This window comes from Cellulosimicrobium sp. GQ32 (genome assembly GCF_059758455.1).
This window is the reverse complement of record NZ_JCAXEP010000005.1, coordinates 45,040-65,143: the sequence shown is the minus strand read 5'-3', so window position 1 is coordinate 65,143 and position 20,104 is coordinate 45,040. Positions and strand designations below refer to the sequence as shown.

The 20,104-nt window shown below is 73.4% G+C and carries 18 protein-coding genes; 14 read left to right on the top strand and 4 right to left on the bottom strand.

Annotated features, from left to right (window positions below; translation table 11 throughout):
• The first annotated feature begins 170 nt into the window (after window positions 1-170).
• Window positions 171-1,658 (top strand): amino acid permease, encoded by a 1,488-nt coding sequence (locus tag AC6CH9_RS09925; protein ID WP_498154734.1) that lies wholly within the window; start codon window positions 171-173, stop codon window positions 1,656-1,658.
• An 89-nt stretch (window positions 1,659-1,747) separates the two neighbouring features.
• The gene (locus tag AC6CH9_RS09920) at window positions 1,748-2,392 is read left to right on the top strand and encodes a lysophospholipid acyltransferase family protein (protein ID WP_047230993.1); all 645 of its coding nucleotides are present in this window, start codon (window positions 1,748-1,750) and stop codon (window positions 2,390-2,392) included.
• Between the two features lie 3 nt (window positions 2,393-2,395).
• On the opposite strand, the gene AC6CH9_RS09915 is transcribed toward AC6CH9_RS09920, so the two are convergent.
• Window positions 2,396-3,139: a ZIP family metal transporter gene (locus AC6CH9_RS09915; RefSeq protein ID WP_498154733.1), complete on the bottom strand. Its 744-nt coding sequence runs from the start codon at window positions 3,137-3,139 to the stop codon at window positions 2,396-2,398.
• A 132-nt stretch (window positions 3,140-3,271) separates the two neighbouring features.
• Here AC6CH9_RS09915 and AC6CH9_RS09910 point away from each other — a divergent pair, with 132 nt between their 5' ends.
• From AC6CH9_RS09910 to AC6CH9_RS09885, 6 genes are all read left to right on the top strand, one after another.
• The gene (locus AC6CH9_RS09910; RefSeq protein WP_498154732.1) at window positions 3,272-4,612 is read left to right on the top strand and encodes a sensor histidine kinase; all 1,341 of its coding nucleotides are present in this window, start codon (window positions 3,272-3,274) and stop codon (window positions 4,610-4,612) included.
• Window positions 4,609-5,259, top strand: coding sequence for a response regulator (locus AC6CH9_RS09905; protein WP_498154731.1), 651 nt, complete (start codon window positions 4,609-4,611; stop codon window positions 5,257-5,259). The genes AC6CH9_RS09910 and AC6CH9_RS09905 overlap by 4 nt, the downstream gene beginning before the upstream one ends.
• Before the next feature lie 56 nt (window positions 5,260-5,315).
• Entirely contained in the window at window positions 5,316-5,762 is a 447-nt protein-coding gene (locus AC6CH9_RS09900) for a DoxX family protein (protein WP_498154730.1), read from the top strand.
• A 72-nt stretch (window positions 5,763-5,834) separates the two neighbouring features.
• Window positions 5,835-6,992: a hypothetical protein gene (locus tag AC6CH9_RS09895; RefSeq protein WP_498154729.1), complete on the top strand. Its 1,158-nt coding sequence runs from the start codon at window positions 5,835-5,837 to the stop codon at window positions 6,990-6,992.
• Between the two features lie 79 nt (window positions 6,993-7,071).
• A complete protein-coding gene (locus AC6CH9_RS09890; protein WP_498154728.1) occupies window positions 7,072-7,488 on the top strand; it encodes a MerR family transcriptional regulator in 417 nt (138 codons plus the stop codon).
• Between the two features lie 34 nt (window positions 7,489-7,522).
• Complete coding sequence (locus AC6CH9_RS09885; protein ID WP_498154727.1) at window positions 7,523-8,467, top strand: aldo/keto reductase; 945 nt, start codon at window positions 7,523-7,525, stop codon at window positions 8,465-8,467.
• Between the two features lie 80 nt (window positions 8,468-8,547).
• Here the strand turns inward: AC6CH9_RS09885 and AC6CH9_RS09880 are convergent, their stop codons facing one another.
• Complete coding sequence (locus AC6CH9_RS09880) at window positions 8,548-9,399, bottom strand: hypothetical protein (protein WP_498154726.1); 852 nt, start codon at window positions 9,397-9,399, stop codon at window positions 8,548-8,550.
• Between the two features lie 107 nt (window positions 9,400-9,506).
• Window positions 9,507-10,580, bottom strand: coding sequence for an App1 family protein phosphatidate phosphatase (locus AC6CH9_RS09875; protein WP_498154725.1), 1,074 nt, complete (start codon window positions 10,578-10,580; stop codon window positions 9,507-9,509).
• Window positions 10,581-10,698: 118 nt separating this feature from the next.
• On the opposite strand from AC6CH9_RS09875, the gene AC6CH9_RS09870 reads away from it, so the two are divergent.
• Window positions 10,699-11,157, top strand: a complete 459-nt coding sequence (locus AC6CH9_RS09870; protein ID WP_498154724.1) for a hypothetical protein — start codon at window positions 10,699-10,701, stop codon at window positions 11,155-11,157.
• 66 nt (window positions 11,158-11,223) lie between these two features.
• Window positions 11,224-11,808 carry a pyridoxamine 5'-phosphate oxidase family protein gene (locus tag AC6CH9_RS09865; RefSeq protein WP_498154723.1) on the top strand — a complete coding sequence of 195 codons (585 nt, stop codon included), beginning with the start codon at window positions 11,224-11,226 and terminating at the stop codon, window positions 11,806-11,808.
• A 36-nt stretch (window positions 11,809-11,844) separates the two neighbouring features.
• Here the strand turns inward: AC6CH9_RS09865 and AC6CH9_RS09860 are convergent, their stop codons facing one another.
• A complete protein-coding gene (locus tag AC6CH9_RS09860; protein WP_498154722.1) occupies window positions 11,845-15,225 on the bottom strand; it encodes a discoidin domain-containing protein in 3,381 nt (1,126 codons plus the stop codon).
• 610 nt (window positions 15,226-15,835) lie between these two features.
• Between AC6CH9_RS09860 and AC6CH9_RS09855 the strand changes: the two genes are divergently transcribed.
• The 4 genes from AC6CH9_RS09855 (at window position 15,836) to AC6CH9_RS09840 (ending at window position 20,075) form a co-directional block, all read left to right on the top strand.
• Window positions 15,836-16,867, top strand: a complete 1,032-nt coding sequence (locus AC6CH9_RS09855) for a LacI family DNA-binding transcriptional regulator (RefSeq protein ID WP_498154721.1) — start codon at window positions 15,836-15,838, stop codon at window positions 16,865-16,867.
• Between the two features lie 84 nt (window positions 16,868-16,951).
• Window positions 16,952-18,217 (top strand): sugar ABC transporter substrate-binding protein, encoded by a 1,266-nt coding sequence (locus AC6CH9_RS09850; RefSeq protein ID WP_498154720.1) that lies wholly within the window; start codon window positions 16,952-16,954, stop codon window positions 18,215-18,217.
• A 62-nt stretch (window positions 18,218-18,279) separates the two neighbouring features.
• Window positions 18,280-19,260, top strand: coding sequence for a carbohydrate ABC transporter permease (locus AC6CH9_RS09845; protein ID WP_498154719.1), 981 nt, complete (start codon window positions 18,280-18,282; stop codon window positions 19,258-19,260).
• Window positions 19,257-20,075 carry a carbohydrate ABC transporter permease gene (locus tag AC6CH9_RS09840; protein WP_498154718.1) on the top strand — a complete coding sequence of 273 codons (819 nt, stop codon included), beginning with the start codon at window positions 19,257-19,259 and terminating at the stop codon, window positions 20,073-20,075. The genes AC6CH9_RS09845 and AC6CH9_RS09840 overlap by 4 nt, the downstream gene beginning before the upstream one ends.
• Window positions 20,076-20,104: the final 29 nt, after the last annotated feature.

The following is a 20,104-nucleotide window of genomic DNA, read 5'->3' as shown; positions in this document are numbered from 1 at the left end:
CCCGAGCGATCCCTCGCGCCGGCTGCGGGGCGCCGTCGTGCCCGGGCGGAACATCCGGGCCGGAGCGTCCCCGGAACGGGACTCCGCGGGCGGAGGGCGGCGACGGGCCGTGTAGCGTCGTGGGTCGGCGTCGAGCACGGCGACCGGGACTCCGACCGCAGGACCGCACCATGAGCACCCCCATGCCCGAACCCTCGGCACCGACCGGGCACCCGTCCCCGTCGGAGCGACCGCCGGCGTCCGACGGCGCGACCGGGTCCGCGACCTCCGCCGACCACCTGGGCACCGGGCTGCGGACGCGGCACCTGACGATGATGGGGCTCGGCTCCGCGATCGGCGCGGGCCTGTTCCTCGGCTCGGGCGTCGGGATCGCGACCGCCGGCCCCGCCGTGCTCGTGTCCTACGCGATCGCGGGCGTCGTCGTCATCCTCGTCATGCGGATGCTCGCCGAGATGGCGAGCGCGCGGCCCGCGAGCGGGTCGTTCTCCGTGTACGCGGAGGAGGCGCTCGGGCCGTGGGCCGGGTTCCTGCTGGGCTGGCTCTACTGGTTCATGCTGGTCATGGTCCTCGGCGCGGAGATCACCGGCGCGGCGCGCATCGTCACCGGCTGGTACCCGGACGTGCCGCAGTGGGGCGTCGCGCTCGCCGTGGTCGTCGTCTTCGCGGTGATCAACCTGTGGGGCGTGCGGCAGTTCGGCGAGCTCGAGTTCTGGTTCGCGTTCGTCAAGGTCGCGGCGATCGTCGGCTTCCTCGTGGTCGGCGTCCTGCTGGTCCTCGGGCTGCTGCCGGGGACCGACCCCGTCGGCACCTCGAACCTCCTGGGCCACGGCGGCTTCGCGCCCGAGGGCTGGGGCGGGATCGCCGCGGGGCTGCTCGTCGTCGTCTTCGCGTTCGGCGGCATCGAGATCGTCACGATCGCCGCGGCCGAGGCGCGCGAGCCGCGCACGGCCGTCGCGCGCGCGACCCGCAGCATCGTGTGGCGGATCCTCGTGTTCTACCTGGGATCGGTCGCGATCATGGTGCTCGTCCTGCCGTGGGACTCGCCGCTGCTCGCCGAGAGCCCGTTCGTCGCGGTGCTGGACCTCGCCGGGCTCCAGGGCGCCGCGCGCGTCATGGAGGTCGTCGTGGTGGTCGCGCTGCTGTCCGCCTTCAACGCGAACGTCTACGGCACGTCCCGCATGGCGTACTCGCTCGCCGGGCGCGGTGACGGGCCGCGAGCCCTACGGCGCGTGTCGCGCCGTGACGTGCCGTGGGTCTCGGTGCTCGTGTCGGTGTTCTTCGCGCTCGTCGCGGTCGGGCTCAACGGGCTCCTGCCCGAGGCGCTGCTCGGCATCCTGCTCAACGCGGTGGGCGCGGCGCTGCTCGTCGTGTGGGTGCTCGTGGCGGTGTCGCAGCTCCGGCTGCGCCGTCGGATCGAGGCGCAGGCGCGCGCGTCGGGCGAGCCCATGACCCTGCGCATGTGGGGCTTCCCGTGGCTCACGTGGGCCGTGCTCGCCGGGCTCGCGGCGCTGGCGGTCCTCATGCTGACAGACGACGCCGCGCGCGCCCAGCTCCTGTCCACGGCCGGTCTGGTGGTCGTCATCCTGGCCCTCTACGCGGTCACGCGCGGGGGCCGTGCACGTCGCGTCGCGTCGACGGAGGCGCGCCGGGACGCGTGAACCGGAGGTGACGCCGGACGACCTGCGAGGACACCGGGGGCGAACGCCGCGTGCACGGACGTGCGCCGACGAGAGTGCACAATGAACGAATGACCTATCGCGTCCTGAGGCTCATCCTGTCGCTGCTCGCCTACGTGCTGCTGCGGCCACAGGTGACCGGACGCAACAACATCCCGCGCAACGGGGCGGTCATCCTCGCGAGCAACCACCTGTCGTTCATCGACTCGATCCTCATCCCGATCGTCGCGCCGCGGCACGTCACGTTCCTCGCCAAGGCCGAGTACTTCACCGGCCGCGGTCTCAAGGGCCGCCTGTCGCGCTGGTTCTTCACGACGATCGGCATGATCCCCGTCCAGCGCGACGACCCGCGCGCCGGTCAGCGCTCGCTCGAGGACGCCCTCGAGGTGCTCCAGCGCGGCGGCGCGTTCGGCATCTACCCCGAGGGCACGCGCTCGCGCGACGGCAAGCTGCACGCGGGCCGTACGGGCGTGGCGTGGCTCGCGCTCGCCGGGCACGCCCCGGTGGTCCCCGTCGCGGTGCGCGGCACGGACAAGGTCCAGCCCATCGGCAAGCGGATCCCGCGCCTGCACCGCGTCGAGGTGCACTTCGGCAAGCCCATCGACCCGCAGCGTCAGATCACGGCCGGCACCAAGCCCGCGCAGGCGCGGCGCGAGCTCACGGACGAGGTCATGGCGTCGATCCACCGCATGAGCGGCCAGGACCTCGCCGCCTGACGCTCAGAGCGAGCTCAGCCCGAACGCCGTCGCGAAGCCCAGCACCGTGACGAGCCCGGTGACCGGGCCGCCGAACTCCGTCGCCTCGGGGATCATCGTGTCGACGAGCATGGTGAGCAGCGCCCCGGCGGCGAACGCCTGCGTAATCGCCACGACCGCGGGCGACGCGCCGTCGAGCGCGACGTAGCCGATCCCGGCCGCGAGCGCCGAGACCAGGGTCGTCGACCCCCACAGCACCCAGAGCCGAGAGGGCTTCGTGCCCGCTTTGAGCAGCCCGGACGTCGCGGACATCGCCTCGGGCAGGTTCGAGACGAACACGGCGGCGAGCATCGCGACGCTCACCCCGCCGCCGCCGATGAGGGTCGCGCCGAGCACGACCGACTCGGGGATGCCGTCGAGCACCGTGCCGAGCGCGATCGCCGCACCCCCGGTCCCGCCCGCCGCCTGGACGGACTCCGCCTGCACGCCCGTGGACCGCTTGCGGCCCCCGCCGCCCATCCGGTCGATGATGCGGTCGCCGACGAAGAACGTCAGCGCACCGCCCGCGAGGCCCGCGAGCAGCACGAGCCCGCTCGCGTGCGTGGACGCGTCCTCCACGAGGTCGTACGCGACCGCGCTGATGAGGACGCCCGAGCCGAACGCCATGATGAGCCCGACGAGCCGCTGGCCCGGCGGTCGCCAGAAGACCAGCGCCGCGCCGAGGAGCAGCGACGACGCGCCGACGAGGCCCCACCAGAAGCCGACCATGCGCCCATTGGACCAGCGCTCGCGCGGGACCGCGCGGGCACGTGCGGCGGGAGCCGAGCGCGGGCGTGACCGGGGTTGCGGATCCCCCGGCCGGGGGAGGCGCGCCCTGCCCGGTCCCGCGAGACTGGGGCCATGACGCCCGACGACGCCCGACCGTCCCGCGCGGCGACCGCGCCGGGGCGGAGCGGGTGGGACCGGGCCGTCGCGCCGCTGCGCAGCGCGGCCACCGTCCGGGCCGGGGTCTACCTCGTGGTCGGCGGGGTGGTCGCCGGAGCGTACGTGACGCTGGTCGCCGGGTTCGTGCAGATGTTCGCCTCGCTGCAGACGCCGCGCGTCGCGACACTCGTCCTCGCGCTCGTCTCCGCGGTCCTCGTGAGCACGCCGCCGTTCCTCGCCCCCGTCCGCGCGCTCGAGATCGCGGCCGCGCGGACGTTCCTCGACGTCGACGTGCCCGTGCCGGCGGGTGCCTCGCCCCCGGGTGCGGCCACCCGATGGCGCGCCGCTGCCTGGTACGGGCTGCACCTCGCGCTCGGCGCCGCGGTGCTCGTCGTGGTGCTGTTCCTCGTCCCGGTCGCGACGCAGCTCGTGCTCTCCGCGACGGGGGTCGAGCCGGTGCTCCTCACCGACTGGCGGCCGTGGGAGGCGCTGCCCGCGTGGACGTGGCTGGTCACCGCGGTGCTCGCGCTGCTCGCCGTCCCGTACGCCGTCGCGCTCGCGCGCGCGGTGCTCCGGCAGGCGGCCCTCCCGCTCCTCGGCCCCGACCAGTCGGAGCGCATCGCGGAGCTCGAGGCGGCGGCCGACCGCGACGCCGAGCGGGGCCGGCTCGCGCGCGAGCTGCACGACTCGGTGGGGCACGCGCTGACCGTCACGACCCTCCAGGCCGCCGCGGCCGCCCGCCTCCTCGATCGAGACCCGGTCGCCGCACGAGCCGCGCTCGCCGCGATCGAGGAGACGGGCCGTACCGCGATGGCGGACCTCGACCACGTCCTCGGGCTGCTCCGCGCGGAGGCGTCGCCGGCCGAGGCTGGCGGACCGCGCGCGCCCGTGCGCAGCCCGGCGCGCACGCTCGCCGACCTCGACGCCCTGCTCGACGACGCGCGCCGCACGGGCGTCGACGTGCACCTTGCGCAGGGCGACGACATGCTGCCGGACGTGCCGCGCGCGGTGTCCCGGGAGGCGTACCGAGTCGTCCAGGAGGCGCTCACGAACGCGCTCCGCCACGCCCCGGGCGAGGCGGTCGCCGCCGCTGTGGCGCGGGGTCCGGGCGGCGCGCTCGTCGTCGAGGTGCGCAACTCGCTCGGGCCAGGCACGCGTCGTCGGGCACCCGACGGTCCCGGCCGTGAGGGGCACGGCCTCGCGGGCATGCGGGAGCGGGCCCAGCTGCTGCGCGGTGAGGTATCGGCGGGTCCCGTGCCCGACGGCGGCGCGTGGGTCGTGCGCGCGACGTTCCCGCTGGCAGGATCGGGCGGATGAGCGGCGGGACGACGCGTGTGGTGCTGGTGGACGACGAGCCGCTCGTGCGCGCGGGGCTGCGCGTCATCCTCGACGCGGAGCCGGACCTCGAGGTCGTCGGCGAGGCGGGGGACGGCGCGGAGGTGCCGGGGGTCGTCGCGCGGGCGCTCCCCGACGTCGTGCTCATGGACGTGCGCATGCCGCGGGTCGACGGCATCGCCGCGACGCGCGCGCTCCTCGCGCGCGCCGACGCACCGCGCGTGCTCGTCCTCACGACGTTCGAGAACGACGACCACGTGCTCGACGCGCTCCGCGCGGGCGCGCACGGGTTCCTGCTCAAGCGCGCGCGGCCCGAGGAGGTCGCACAGGCCGTGCGGGTCGTCGCGCGGGGCGAGTCGCTCCTGTTCCCCGACGCCGTCCGCCGGCTCGCGACGGCACGACCCCCCGCGGGCGACGAGCTGCGCGCCGCGCGGCTCACCGAGCGCGAGGGCGAGGTGCTGCGCCTCGTCGCGCGGGGGCTCTCGAACGCGGAGATCGCGGGCGAGCTCTATCTCGGTGTCGAGACGGTGCGCACGCACGTGGGCAACGTGCTCGCCAAGCTCGGCGTGCGCGACCGCACCCAGGCCGTCGTCCGCGCGTACGAGTCCGGGTTCGTGCGGGCCGGCTGACGGGCGGGCCGGCACGCAACGCTGCGGGTGTCCCGGCCCGGTGCGACGATCGCGCCATGGACCTCTCCGTGCTCACCCGCCCCGCACCGCCCGTCCCGCCCGTCGCGACGCTCGCTCGGGTCGCGCTCGGGCTCGCCCTCGTGGGTGCGGGCGTCAGCCACCTCACGGTCGCGCGGGAGGAGTTCCAGGCCCAGGTGCCGTCGTGGTTCCCGGTCGACGAGGACGTCACGGTGCTCGCCTCGGGGGCCGTCGAGATCGCGCTGGGTGGCGCGCTCGTCGTGCTGTCCCGCTGGCGGGTCGCGGTGGGCCTGGTCGCCGCCGCGTTCTTCGTCGTCATCTTCCCGGGGAACGTCGGCCAGTGGCTCGAGGGCAAGGACGGGTTCGGCCTCGACACGGACGCCAAGCGGTTCGTGCGCCTGTTCTTCCAGCCCGTCCTCGTGGCGTGGGCGCTGTGGTCCACGGGCGCGCTCCGGGCTCTGCGTCGCGGGCCCGCGCGCGACTGATCCCCCGCGCGGGGGAGCGTCGTCGTCGCCGCGGGGGATCCGGCGCGGCCTGCCGGACGCGAGGGTCGAGTCATGAGCACACGAACCCCGCCCCCGTCCTCTGCTGCACCGTCCGGCCCGCGCACGGTCGCCGTCGGGTCCCTCGCCGGAGCGCCGCCCGGTCCCGGGACGCACGCCGCCCGTGGTCGGTGGATCGCCCCGACCGCCGCGGCGTGGTGGGCGGTCGGGGGAGTCGCGGCCCTCGTCGTCACCCTGACCGGCGGCACGCTTGCGGTGGGCGACGCGAACGACCTGTCGTTCGGCGCCCTGAGCGGGGTCGCGGGCGCGACGCTCACGCCGTGGGTCGCGGTCCTCGCCCTCGTCGGCGCGGCGACCGCGCTGCGGGCGTGGCTCGGGGCCCGGCACGGCCCCGTCGCCCGGGCCGACCGCGCGCTGACCGTCGCGGCGACCGCGGTCGTCTCGGCCGGGGTGCTCGCGCTCACCGACGCGTCGATCCTGGCGCGGCTCGGGTACCTGCCGGTCACGCTCGTCATGGCGCCGTTCGACCCCGTGATCCGGGCGGCGTTCGAGGACTTCCTGGGCCCAGGCCCGCTGACCCAGCTCGCGCTCCTGGCCGGCGCGGCCCTGCTCGTCGCCTCGACGTGGCGGTTCGTGCGCCGCGGGGCCGGGGCGTGCGCGTCCTGCGGGCGCCGCCACGACGGGCACGACCCCGCGTGGACCGCGCCCGCCGCCGCGGCGCGCTGGGGCCGGACGGCCGCGCTCGTCGCCGCCGCGATCCCGACGTTCTACGCGGTGACGCGCATCGCCTGGGTCCTCGGCATCCCGCTCGGCTTCTCGCCCGACGACGTCGCGCAGCTCGCCGGGGACGACGGCTGGGTCGCGGCGCTCGGGCTGGGCGGGTTCGCGCTCGTCGGTGCCGTGCTCACGCTCGGCCTCTTCCAGCGCTGGGGCGAGGTCTTCCCCCGGTGGATGGTCGGGCTCGCGGGGCGCAGGGTCCCCGTCGGGCTGGCGGTCGTCCCCGCGACGATCGTCGCGGTCGCGGTGCTCCCCGCGGGGCTCTCGCTCATCGTCCTCGGGTTCGGCGAGAGCCGGCTGGCCCTGACCGCGGACTCGTGGGGCGCCGTCGGGCCGACGCTCCTGTGGCCGGTCTGGTCGCTCGCGCTCGGCGCCGCGACCTACGCCTACTGGCTCCGGCGCCGTGGCACGTGCCGGGTGTGCGGGCGCGGGTGAGCCGGGCGGTGTTGGCCTGGAGCGCGCACCAGGACCCAGAATCAGGGGCGGGTACCGATCGCGCAGAGAGAGGCTCCTCATGTCCGACACGCTCACGCCGCAGGCGGCCGCCGCCCGAGCAGGCGTCAGCCTCGACACCCTCCGCTACTACGAGCGGGAGGGGCTCATCGGGCCGATCGCCCGGACGGTCGGCGGCCACCGGGCCTACGACGGCGACGACCTGTTCTGGATCGGGCTGGTCACGTGCCTCCGGGACGCCGGGCTGGGGATCTCCGAGCTGCGCGAGTTCACGTCGCTCCTGCGCCGCGAGGGGAGCCCCGCGGACCGCGTCGCGTTCCTCCAAAGCCATCGGCGGGAGCTGCACGAGCGCAGGGCGCGGATCGACCTCGCGCTCGGCGTGCTCGACGAGAAGATCGCGTACTACCGCGAGCAGGCCGGAGCGAGCCCGGGCCCGGGTGACGAGGGGGAGTCGGCTCCGTCGTCGAGCACGGCTTGACCTGGAGCGCGCTCCAGCATCGAGCATCGGGGCCATGACCGCACAGCAGAACGCCCCCCAGATCGTCCTCGGGACCATGGACCACGGCACGCGCGTGGAGCAGACCACCGCGTTCCGGCTGCTCGACCGCTTCGTCGAGGCCGGCGGCCACTGGCTCGACACCGCCAACTGCTACGCCTTCTGGACCGACCCGAGCGGTCTGGGCGGCGCCAGCGAGCGCGTGCTCGGCGCGTGGCTGCGGGCGAACCCGGGGGCGCGCTCGGCCGTCGGGCTCGCGACCAAGGTCCGCCAGGACCCGCTGGTCGCGCACGCCTGGCCCGAGAGCGCGGAGGGCCTCTCCGCGTCCGCCGTCCGGGCGGGCCTCGACGGGAGCCTCGAGCGCCTCGGCGTCGACCACGTCGACCTGCTGTGGGCGCACGCGGAGGACCGGACGGTGGACCTCGGCGAGACGGTCGCCGCGTTCGGAGAGGCGGTGGCCGAGGGGCGTGCCACCCGGATCGGCGCGGCCAACCACGCGTCGTGGCGGGTGCAGCAGGCGCGTGACCTCGCGTGTCGGCAGGGCGTGGCCGAGTGGTCGGCGCTGCAGCTTCGGCACTCCCTCGTGCAGCCCCGTCCGGGGACCACGGTCCCGGAGGCGGGCCACAAGCTCCTGGCCCCGGACGACCTCGACCACGCCCGCACGGAAGGGCTCGACCTGTGGTGCTACACGCCCTTGATGATGGGCGGGTACACCCGTGCGGACCGCCCGTTCTCCGCGGGCTACGACCATCCCGGCACCGAGCGGGTGCTCCGCGTGCTCGGCGAGGTCGCCCGGGAGACGGGGGCGACGCCGAACCAGGTCGTCCTGGCCTGGCTCATGAGCCAGGGGATCTCGCCCATCGTCGGGGCGAGCAGGATCGAGCAGGTCGACGAGGCGATGGCCGCGCGCGACGTCACGCTGTCCCCGAGCCAGCTGGACCGCTTCGCCGACGCCCGCTGACCCCCGAGGAAGCCCCCGTCGAGCACGACATTGCTGTCGTTATCAGCCCGATAACGACAGCAACGTCGTGCTCGGCAGGGTCACTGGGGCTCTAGCGGGCCGTCTTGGCCCGCTACCAGGTCGCCGCAGGTGGTCTCCTGGGCCGTGGTGACGACCGGGTCGTCCGGGGCGGCGTCCTGGGCGACGGTCTCCTCCTCGCCGTTCGTCGCCGTCTGCGCGCCCGCGTCGAGGTCGACGAAGGTGCGCGAGACGGTGAAGGCCGTGCCGTCGTCCGACACGGCGTTCAGGCCCGCGAGGTGCAGCTCCCCGTCGACCTCGGTGCACCCGACGCCCGTGCCGAACCCGGTGAAGCCCTTGTCGAACGTGTACTGCTCGCCCTGGGAGTTCTGCGTCGGCGTGACGGCGCAGTCGGCGGCGGAGAAGAGCAGGACCTCGCGGCCGGTGTCGACGAGGGCGATCGGCGCGGTGGCGTCGCCCGCGGCGACGAGCTGGACGACGGCGCTCGCCGCGACCGGGCTCGCCGACTCGATCGGCGCGGAGAACGTCGCACCCGAGGCCGTCGTGATCCCGAACGCGCGGTCCGCGCCCCCGGTCAGCCACGCGGTGTCCGGGCGGCCGTCACCGTCGACGTCGACGATCTCGTGCGTGCCCGCCCCGGCGGGGACACCGTCGCCCGCCGCCGGGCACCCCTCGGCAGCGGGCGTCGACGTGTCGTCGGTCGTCGTGCCGGTGTCCGTCGGCGACGGGTTCGGGGACTCCGTCGCCGTCGGGGTCTCCGCCGCGGGCGCGTCGTCCGCCGGGCGGTTGACGAGCCACACGACGACACCGATCACCACCACCGCGACGACCGTGAGCACGATCCACGGCCAGGTGCGCCGCGGCTGCTCGGGCTCGGGGTCGGGCATGGGGAAGGGCAGCTCCGGCGTCGTCATTCCCTCAGGCAATCACCCGCGACGACACGCGGCATCCCGGCGCGCCGGGCAGGTCACGAGGTGGCGTCGCTCACCCGGCGGGCCGGGTCGGCCCCGCCCCCGACCGCTCAGCGGCGCAGGGCCCGGGCGAGGGCACGGGTGAGCGCGTCGCCGTCGGGGCCGAACGCCGTCGGGACGCCGCTGCCGACCTCGCCCGGGAGGCTGCCCGGCGTGGGCAGCGGGGAGCCGTGGGCGAGGACCTGCTGCGCGGGCGTCAGCTCGCGGATCGCGACGGCCGCGACGTGGTCCGGGTACCGCCGCGCCGCACGCGCGTAGATCTCGGGGTCGTGCTGGCCGTCGTCGCCCACCAGCAGCCAGTCGACGTCGGGCAGCTCGCGGAAGAGGCGGTCGAGGGACGTGTCCTTGTGCTCGGGGCCGCTGCGGAACCAGCCGGTGTTCGTCGGGCCCCAGTCGGTGAGCAGGAGCGGGCCGGGCGGGAACCCGTGGCGCTGGAGGAAGCGCCGCAGGTTCGCGGCGGTGTTCCAGGCGCCGGTCGAGACGTAGACGAACGGCGTGCCGGGGCGCTCCGTCGCGATCCCGCGGTACAGGGCGGCCATGCCCGGCACGGGCACGCGCGCGCTCGAGTGCCGGACGAACGTGTTCCACGCCGCGATGAACGGGCGGGGGACGGCGGTCACCATCGCGGTGTCGTCGATGTCGGACACGACGCCGAGCCGGCGCCCGTCGGCCACGACGAACACGCGGCCCTTCGCGACGGCGCCCGAGGACGGGCGGAACGTCACGTCGTGCCACCCGGGAGCGAGCGCGACGTCGATCGTGGCGTCGAGGTAGCCGCCGCGGTCGGACACGAGGTCGACGGTCGTGCCGCCGACGTGGACCCGGACCTCCTCCCGCGGCGCCGGGGCGGTGAAGAAGTACCGCCACCCGCGGCGGTCCGCGGACTCGCGCTCGTGCAGCGCGGGGTCGAACGCGGGGCTCGCGAGGAGCACACGGCCCAGGACGCGGACGCGTCGGGGGCTGCCGTACCCGGCGAACGGCTCCACGCGGGGTCGCCACCCGCGCGCCTTCTGGAAGCGGGAGACGACGGCGCGCCACCGGTCCTCGAGCCGCGCCGCCCGGTGGGGTCGCTGGCTCGGGGTGGCCTCGGTCGAGACGGTCGGTACGGGTGCGGTCTGGGGCATGGGCGCAGCGGTGTCCTCGGTCGGGGGTGGCTGGTCAACCCTGTCACAGCCCGCCGACGCGCGCGGTCCCGGCCGGGCGCGGCGTGCGGGCGGGTGCGCCCCCACCTAGCGTGGGCGCGTGAGCGAGCAGACGCCCCCGAACCCTGCCGACCTGCCCACGAGAGAGACCCCGCCGGGCGTGAGCGACGCGACCGTCGAGGCGCTCGGCGCGCTGAGCGAGGCGCTCGAGACGACCGAGCGGGCGCGCGGGCACCTGTACACGTTCCACCAGCTCACCGGCGAGGCGGACCTCGCGCTCGGCGACGCCGTCGAGAAGCTCCGGGCGGCGGGGCACGCGGAGGTCGCCGACCGGATCGCGACCGACCTGGTCGGGCGCAACGTCGCGCCCGGACGCTGGACGTTCCAGCTCGTCGAGGAGTACGACGACGGCTACTGGTCGGTGTTCCGCGACCACGAGCGCGCGGCGCGCGAGCAGCTCGCGGGTGGCGTGCGCCATCTCTTCGAGGCGCGCATGAAGCAGGAGCGCCGCACGGCCGGGCGGCCGGGCCACGAGGCGGGGCCCGGCGACCTGGGCTGAGGCCGATGAGTCCGGGCGTGCTCGACGGTCCCAGGAAGGACGGACGAGACCGCCGACGAGAGGCGCATGACGACCGCACCGCCCACGGGCACGCCCGGCGCGCCGGAGGGCACGCTGATCCCCGGCTACAGCTCCCCGGGCGCGAGCCCGGTGCCCTGGGAGTCCGTCCGGCGGGCGCTCGAGCGCGCCGAGATCTCCTGGATCTCGACCGTGCGGCCCGACGGCCGGCCGCACGTCACGCCGCTCATGACGGTCGTCGCGGACGGCTGCCTGCACGTCACCACGGGGCCGCACGAGCGCAAGGCCCGCAACCTCGCCGAGAACCCGCACGTGGTGCTCACGACCGGGACGAACGTCTACGAGGACGCGCTCGACGTCGTCGTGGAAGGGACGGCCGTGCGCGTCACCGAGGACGCCGCGCTGCACCGGCTCGCCGAGCGGTGGCGCTGCAAGTACGGCGACGAGTGGTCGTTCACGGTCGAGGACGGCGCGTTCGTCAACGACGGCGACCCGGCGCTCGTCTTCGCGGTGCGGCCCGAGGTCGTGTTCGCCTACGAGCGCACGGCCGAGCACGCGGCGATGCGGTGGCGGTTCGGGTCGGGCGAGCGGCCCGACCTGCGTGCCCCGGACGCACCGCAGCCCGCCCCGTGAGGCGGGCTGCGGCGTCGAGCGGGGTGTGGACGGACGTCAGTTGCGCGTGATGGTGAAGGTCGACGTCGTGTTCTCGATGTCCCGGAAGTTGCCCGAGAACGTGAGGTTGGTGAACGTCGCCGTGCCCACGGCCGGGCCCTGGCCGGCCTCCGGCATCGGGTTGGCCCAGATGCCGTAGCCCGACTTGGCGTCGTACTGGTCCCCGCTCTTCTTCGCCCCCGTGATGGTGACGTTGGTGAAGGTCGGGTTCTGGAACGTGTTCTGCGGCTGCCCGCCGACGTAGTTCGTCTGGAACATGATCCCGGAGTACGTCGGGTCGATGACGTCGAGGTTGTTCACCTGGATGTTCCCGAACGCCTTGGACGCCGAGAACATCCACACGGCACCGAACACCTGGTCGCCCCAGAAGTGCCCGCCGGAGCGGACGACGGTGAGCCCGTCGAACACGGTGGGCGCCGGGCCGAAGCCCTCCATCGGGTACCCGAAGTCGAGCGAGCTGATCGTGACGCCCGAGTAGACCAGCGTGTCCGCGATGTAGATGTTGCGGAACGTGTTGTCCTGGCCGCCGTAGACCGCGAGGCCGGCGGCACGCCAGGTGTTGGTCGAGGTGAGGTTCTCGAACACGTTGCCGCGCTGCCCGCTGCCGCCGTTGTCGGTGGCCGCGAAGAGCGCGAACGAGTCGTCACCGGTGCCGCGCGCCTGGTTGTTGTGGACGTGGTTGTTCGCGCTGCCGTTGGTCATGTTGATCGCGTCCGCGAACGTGTTGCGGATGCGGGAGTTCGTGACCTCCGAGTCGTCCATGTTGGACGCCCAGAACATGCAGATCATGTGCTCGACCCAGATGTTGTCGATCGTCATGTTCTTCACGTTGGCGAAGTCGAAGACCTTGCCCGGGCCGTCGATGCGCGACGTGTAGTTCCCGAAGTACGCGAAGTCGCGGAACGTCGAGCCGTTCGCGCTCGCCTCGGCACGGAAGCCGACGTCGGTGTTCTCCTGGCCCTGCGGCGCGAAGAACCGCGTGAACCACGGCCCGGCGCCGACGACGTCGACCCCCTTTCCGTAGACCTGGAACTTGCTCGACGTCTGGTAGTCGCCGGCCGGGAGGTAGACGCCCTTGAGCGTGCCCGTGGCGTCCATGCGGACCTTGTCGAGCGCGGCCTGGACGTCCTGGTGCGTGAAGCCCGCGGGCTGCGTGTACTGCGCGGGGTTCGGGTTCGCCTGCGGCGTCGCGAGCTCGAGGTCGACGAAGTCGATCGCGTACTGGCTCGTGCTGCTCGCCGTCTTCTGGAGGCGGATCTTCGAGCCCGCCGGGACGGTCGTGCCGAGCAGCGTGCTCGCCTCGTCGTAGACGTGCCGCGGCGCGCCCTGGCCCGGCTGGTTGCCCGGGTTGGTCTCGTTGCCGTAGAGCCACGCGTAGCGCGAGGTGAGGTCGATGTTCTTGAGGAACTGGCCGTCGACGTAGATCGCGAGGGTCGCGTTCGTCCCGCCGCCGCCCGCCGAGTCGGGGATGGAGAAGCGGGTCAGCAGGGTGTTCGTCGGGGCCTTGGTGGTCCACTCGACGTACGCGCCGGTCTGGTTGAGCGTCACCGCGCGGCGGCCCGACGCCTCGCCCGCGAGGTCGCCGACGACGCGGTTGGGCGCCAGCACGGTCGCGCCGCCGCCCGTGACGCCGTCCTCCGCCTCGTACGTGTCGAACGGCAGGTTGGCGCCGCGCCCGACGAAGAGCGGTCGGGTGGCGGTGTTGTTGGCCTGCTTCGCGGAGACCTCGGTCGAGTCCGGCGCGGCGACGACCTTGAGGTCGTAGTTGCCGTTCGCGGCGGTCCACGTGCCGAGGTTGACGCTCGTGCTGCTGGCGCCCGCGGCGATCGCGCCGCTCGCGGAGCCGGTGAGGGTGCGCACGACGGCGCCCGTCGCCTTGTTCGTCACGGTGACGGTGAGGCCGTGCGCGGCCGTCGACGTCGCGACGTTGCCCTGGTTGGCGATCGTCGCGGAGAAGGTCACGGTGCTGCCCGCGGCGGGGTTGCTCGGCGACCACGTGAGGGTCGGGAGGAGGTCCGAGCTCGGGACGGCGGTGACGACGAGCGGGGTCGGGTTGGCGTAGGCGTTGTTCCCCTCGTTCTGCTCGGCCACCGTGCTGCCCGCGTCGGCGACCGCGCCGATCGTGTAGCTCGCGGCGGGGCGGGCTCCGACGTCGGCCGTGACGGTCGCCTGGGCGCCGGCCGCGAGGCCGCCGACCGGCTTGGTCGCGACGGTCTGGCCGTTCAGCGTGAACGCGACGTCGGTCGCGGCCGACGACTGCGTGCCGATGTTCTTGACGACGGCCGCCAGCGTGATCGCCTGCGACTCGAGCGGTGACGCGGGGGTCGCGGTGACGCTCGTGACCACGAGGTCCGGGTTGGGCGCGGCGGTGCCGAACACCTGGAGCTCGGCGACCTGGCCGTTGCCGGAGCCGGTGTTGCCGGTGAACCGCAGCCGCACGTCCTTGGCGGTGCCGGTCACGGGGACGTTCACGGTGTTCCCGGTGCTCGGAGAGAACGCGTAGCCCGCCGACGCCTTGAGCGTCTGCCACGCGCCGGTCGTGGTCGCGCGACCCTGGACCTCGAAGGTCTGGGTGCGCGGGCCCCACACCGACGCGGGCGGGAGCTTGACGACGACGTTCGTGAGCTGCGCCGCGGAGTCCAGGGACACGGTGAGCGTGCTCGGGTACTGGCCGCCCGCGCCCTCCCAGTAGGTCGAGGTGCTGTCGTCGTTCGCGTTCTTCGCCACGAACTGCCACTCGGTCGACGACGCCTCGATCGGCTTGTTCAGCGCGAGGTTGGTGCCGGTCGGAGGCTCCGGGTCGCCGGGGTCTCCCGGGTCGGTGCCGCCGGCCGTGCCGCGCACCTCGAGCTCGGAGAGCTGGCCCGCGGGCCAACCCGTGTTCGCGGTGATCTGCACGCGCACGTAGCGGGCGGACGTGTCCGGCACGTCGATCGTCACGGTGTTCCCCGACGCGGGGTTGAACGCGTACGCCTGCGACGCCTTGATCGTGGAGAAGGTCGAGCCGTCGGTGCTGGACTGCACGCTGAGGGTCTGGTTGCGCGTCTCCCAGCCCGTGGGCAGCTTGAGCACGAGGTCCTCGACCGTGGCGGGCGCGCCGAGGTCGACCTGCGCCCACTGGGGGAACGTGTTGTTGGTCGACTCCCAGTAGGTGCCCTGGTTGCCGTCGGTGAGGTTGCCGGACAGGTACGGCGAGTTGTTGCTGCTCGCCGCCGTCGACTTCCCGGTGGACAGCACCGTGGGCGCCGCCGTCGCGGTGGTCGTCAGGCCGAGCGGGACGAGCAGGGCGGCCGCCCCCGCGGTCGCGGCGAGCAGGCGGAGCCGGCGCGGCGGCGCCCCGGCGGGTGTGCGGTTCGACGTGCTGGGTCGATGTCTCATCGATGTCCTCGATCTCCCGTCGTCGTCGACGGGCGTCAGGCCGCGCCGAGCGCGACCCCGCACCGGACCGGACGCCCGGGTCGGAGGACGGGCCGCGGCGCAGGTCCGGCCGGGGCCGGCTGGCTCGGGTCAGTACCTTCGAGAATTGCGGACCCGCTGTGCCGCACCGCACAACGGAGTGTTGATTTCTTGCATCAACACGCAAGAACGCTACTGCCGGGTGAAGGAGGCGTCAAGAGATGTCGCAAGCACCCGATGCGCCCGGTTCGTCGCGGGAGAGACCGCCATCAGGGGAGGGGGCGCGGTTCTGTCTCGGCGAACCAGAGCTGGCTCCGGACGGTTCGGGTTTCGGGGTCGAGATGCGGGCGCAGATGGCTCGTCGCTACCGCACGGTCGCAACGCTTCCCGGGATGCCTGCCTCCACGGTTCCTGGGGATGCGACGGCGGGCGGGCACTCGGTCCTCGACGCCGCGGCCGTCCCGTCATCCGCGACGTTTCCGATCACGTCGAATCGGTTCGAGACTGGACTCCGTCGACGGTCGAGGGGTTGTGGCTTGTTTAGGGCGCTCTCGAGCGCTACTGTCGAACCGGTTCGCTAGGAGGAGGCATTGTGGCCACCATTGGAGACGTCGCCCGGGTCGCGGGTGTCTCACGCAGCACGGCGTCGTACGCGCTCTCGGGGAAGAGGGCGATCTCGGCGGACGTGCGCCGGCGCGTCGAGGACGCGGTCCGGACGCTCGGGTACACCCCGAACGCGGGTGCCCGCGCGCTCGCGACCACGCGCACGATGGTCATCGGGCTGCTCGCCCAGTTCCTCGAGGACGAGTTCGCGCCCGCGATGCTGCAGTACATGCTCGGGGTGTCGAACACCGCGCGCGAGCACGGCTACGACATCCTGCTCGCGACCGACGCGGACGGCACGCGCGCCCTGCGGCGGATGACGGACTCGCGCATGGTCGACGGCGTGGTCCTGCTCAACGTCGCCGAGGACGACGAGCGTCTCCCGATCCTGCGCGCGGCGCCCCAGCCGGGCGCGCTGGTCGGGCTGCCCGCCGACTGCACGGGGGTCGACGTGTTCGACCTCGACTTCGAGGAGGCGGGCCGGCTCATGGTCGAGCACCTCCACCGGCTCGGGCACCGCGAGCTCGTCCTCGTGTCGCAGCCCGAGCACGTGGTCGAGCGCGGCGGTGCCTACGTGTGGCGCCTGCAGAACGCCGCGCTCGAGGCCGCGCGGGCGCGCGGGATCACGCTGCACGCGGCCTTCGGCCCCTCGAGCCAGCCGGACGTCGGCCGTGCGCTGCACGCGCTGCTCGACGCGCACCCCGGTGCGACCGGTCTGCTCGTCAACAACGAGGCGGCGGCCGCCGCCCTCCCCACGGTCCTGCATGACCGCGGCCTGTCAGCCCCGCGGGACCTGTCCGTCGTCGGGCGCTACTCGGACGAGTTTGCCCGCACGTTCTCCCTGCCCTTCTCCTCGGTCGAGTCCGCGCCCGACCGCCTCGGCCGGATGGCCGTGCGCCAGCTCGTGCGGCGCATCGAGGGGGAGGTCGGGGGCGACGAGCCGCACGTGACGCGGTTCGTGACGCCCGAGCTCGTCGACCGCGGCAGCACGGGGGCGCCGCCTCGACGCACCGGGGCCTAGCCCCACCGGCGGTCCGTGCCGAGCGCGGGCCCGAGACCAGGTCGCCGACGCCGTCGGCCGCCATCGTTCAAGGAGGAACTCGAGATGCACCACACGCGGCGCAAGCCGGTCGCCCTCGCGGGGACCGCTGTCCTCACCACCATCACCCTGGCGCTCGTCGGGGCTTGCTCGTCCGGTAGCGGCGCCGGTGGCGAGACGACGGGCAGCAGCACCACCTACACGTGGTGGGACCCGTACCCGCAGCACGACAAGTCGTCCGACTGGGAGGCGCGAGTCCAGCAGTGCGGTGAGGACGCCGGGGTCACGATCCAGCGCACGGCCTACGACACGACGGCGCTCACCAACCAGGCGCTCCTGTCCGCGCAGGAGGGCACGTCCCCGGACGTGATCCTGCTCGACAACCCGGCCGTCTCGACGCTCGCCGACACCGGCATGCTCACGACCACCGAGGAGCTCGGGCTCGACACGTCCGACGTCGACGAGAACCTCCTCGCGGCGGGCGTGCTCGACGGCGACGCGTACGGCATCCCGATCGGCGCCAACACGCTCGCGCTCTACTACAACAAGGCGGTCCTCGACGAGGCTGGCGTGGACCCGAGCACGATCACCGACTGGGCGTCGCTCACAGCCGCGCTCCAGGCCGTGACCGGGGCCGGTCACAAGGGCATCACGTTCGCGGGCATCGGCACGGAGGAGGGCTCGTTCCAGTTCCTGCCGTGGTTCTGGGGCGCGGGCGCCGACCTCACCCAGCTCGACTCGCCCGAGGCGGTCGAGGCGCTCACGCTGTGGAAGGACTGGCTCGACGCCGGCTACGCGCCGAACTCGGTCATCCAGAACTCGCAGAACACCGTCTGGGAGGAGTTCCTCACGGGGGACTTCGCGTTCGCGGAGAACGGTACCTGGCAGGTCAACAGCGCGGCCGAGGCCGACTTCGAGACCGGCGTGATCCAGCTCCCCGCGAAGGACGGCGGCGTGGCCCCCGCCCCGACGGGTGGCGAGTTCATCGTGGCCCCGGTGCAGAAGGACGACTCCCGCTACGACGTCACCCGGCAGATCGTCGAGTGCATGACGACGCCCGAGGGCTTTGTCGAGACGGCCAACACCTTCGCGTACTACGTGCCGCCGACCGAGGCGGGACAGGAGCAGCTCCTCGCGGAGAAGCCGGAGCTCGAGACCTGGGTCGAGGCTGTCCGTAGCGCCAAGGGCCGCACGAGCGACAACCTCGGCACCGACTACCCGAAGATCTCCGAGGCGCTGTGGACCGCGGTCCAGAACGCCCTGTCGGGCGCCGCGACGCCGCAGGACGCGCTCTCCACGGCCCAGTCCGACGCCGAGGCCGCGACGAGCTGACCCTCGCACGCACGCGACGGACGTCGCATGTGAACGATCACATACCCGGACGAAGGACGATCATGACCACCCTCCCGACCGCCGTCGGGACGCGCGCGGGCACCGGGGGAGCGGCGGGCACCACGCCCGCCGCCCCCACGGGGCCGCGCCGCCGGCGGGGACCGAACGCCAGCCAGTGGGCAGCCCTCGGGTTCGCCGCACCGCTCCTGGCCTACCTGGTGCTCTTCTACGCGTACCCGCTGTGGCGGAACATCGACCTCAGCCTGCACGACTACACCATCCGTGCGTTCGTCCAGGGGAACCCGGAGTTCGTGGGGCTCGACAACTTCGCCGACGTCTTCGCGTCGTCGACCTTCCCCACGGCCCTGTGGAACACGGTGTTCTTCACGGTCGTCTCGATCGTCTTCCAGTTCGCCATCGGCCTCGCGCTCGCGGTGTTCTTCCGGTCGAGCTTCCGGCTCTCCGGCATCCTGCGGGCCCTGTTCCTCGTGCCGTGGCTCCTGCCGCTCATCGTGTCGTCGTCCACCTGGGCATGGATGCTCAACAGCGACAACGGCATCGTGAACTCGGTGCTCGGGGCCTTCGGGGTCGGGCAGATCAACTGGCTCACGTCGCCGGACACGGCGCTCATCGCCGTCACGATCGCGAACATCTGGCTCGGCATCCCGTTCAACCTGGTGATCCTGTACTCCGGTCTGCAGAACATCCCCGGTGAGGTCTACGAGGCGGCGTCGCTGGACGGCGCCGGCGCCTGGCGGCAGTTCCGCAGCATCACGCTCCCGCTGCTGCGTCCCGTCTCCGCGATCACGATCCTGCTTGGGCTCATCTACACGCTCAAGGTCGTCGACGTCATCTGGATCATGACGACGGGCGGTCCGGGCGACGCCTCGACCACGTTCGCCGTCTGGTCCTACCGCGAGGCGTTCGGCACCGGTCAGCCCGACTTCTCGCCCGCGGCGGCGGTCGGCAACATCCTCATCCTCGTCGCGCTCGTCTTCGGGTTCCTGCACCTGCAGCTCCAGCGCCGTCAGGAGGCGTCATGACCACCACCCGCCCCTGGTGGAAGACCGCGCTCGGCGTCGTCTTCACCGCGCTCATGCTGTTCCCCGTCTACTGGATGGTGAACGTCTCGCTCACGCAGACCAAGGACCTGCGCGCCGACCCGCCGCACTGGTTCCCCTGGGAGCCGACCTTCGACGGCTACCAGGCGGTCTTCGCCCAGCAGCTTCCTGCGCTCGGCACCAGCCTGCTCGTCGGCCTCGGGTGCGTGGTGCTCACGGTGCTCATCGCCGCGCCGGCCGGCTACGCACTCGCGCTGCTCAACCTGCGGGGCCGCAGGACGCTGAACTTCCTGCTCCTCGTCGCCCAGATGATCCCCGCCGTCGTCATGGCCATGGGCTTCTACGCGATCTACGTGCGCCTCGGCCTGCTGAACACCGTGGGCGGGCTGATCATCGCTGACTCGACCATCGCAGTGCCGTTCGGCGTGCTGCTGTACACCGCGTTCATGTCCGGCATCCCGCGCGAGCTGCTCCAGGCCGCGCGTGTCGACGGCGCGGGGGCATGGCGCACGTTCGTGTCGATCGTGCTGCCGGTAAGCCGCAACTCCACCGTGACCGTCTCGTTGTTCGCGTTCCTGTGGGCGTGGTCAGACTTCATCTTCGCCTCCACGCTCAACCGCAACGGGGACCTCATCCCCATCACGCTCGGGATCTACAACTACATCGGGAACAACACGACGCAGTGGAACGCGATCATGGCTACCGCCGTCGTCGCGTCCGTCCCCGCGGCTGTCTTGCTCGTCCTGGCGCAGCGCTACGTCGCTGCCGGGGTCACAGCCGGCGCCGTGAAGGACTGAGAAGCCAGCACAGGATGCCCGGATCGGCC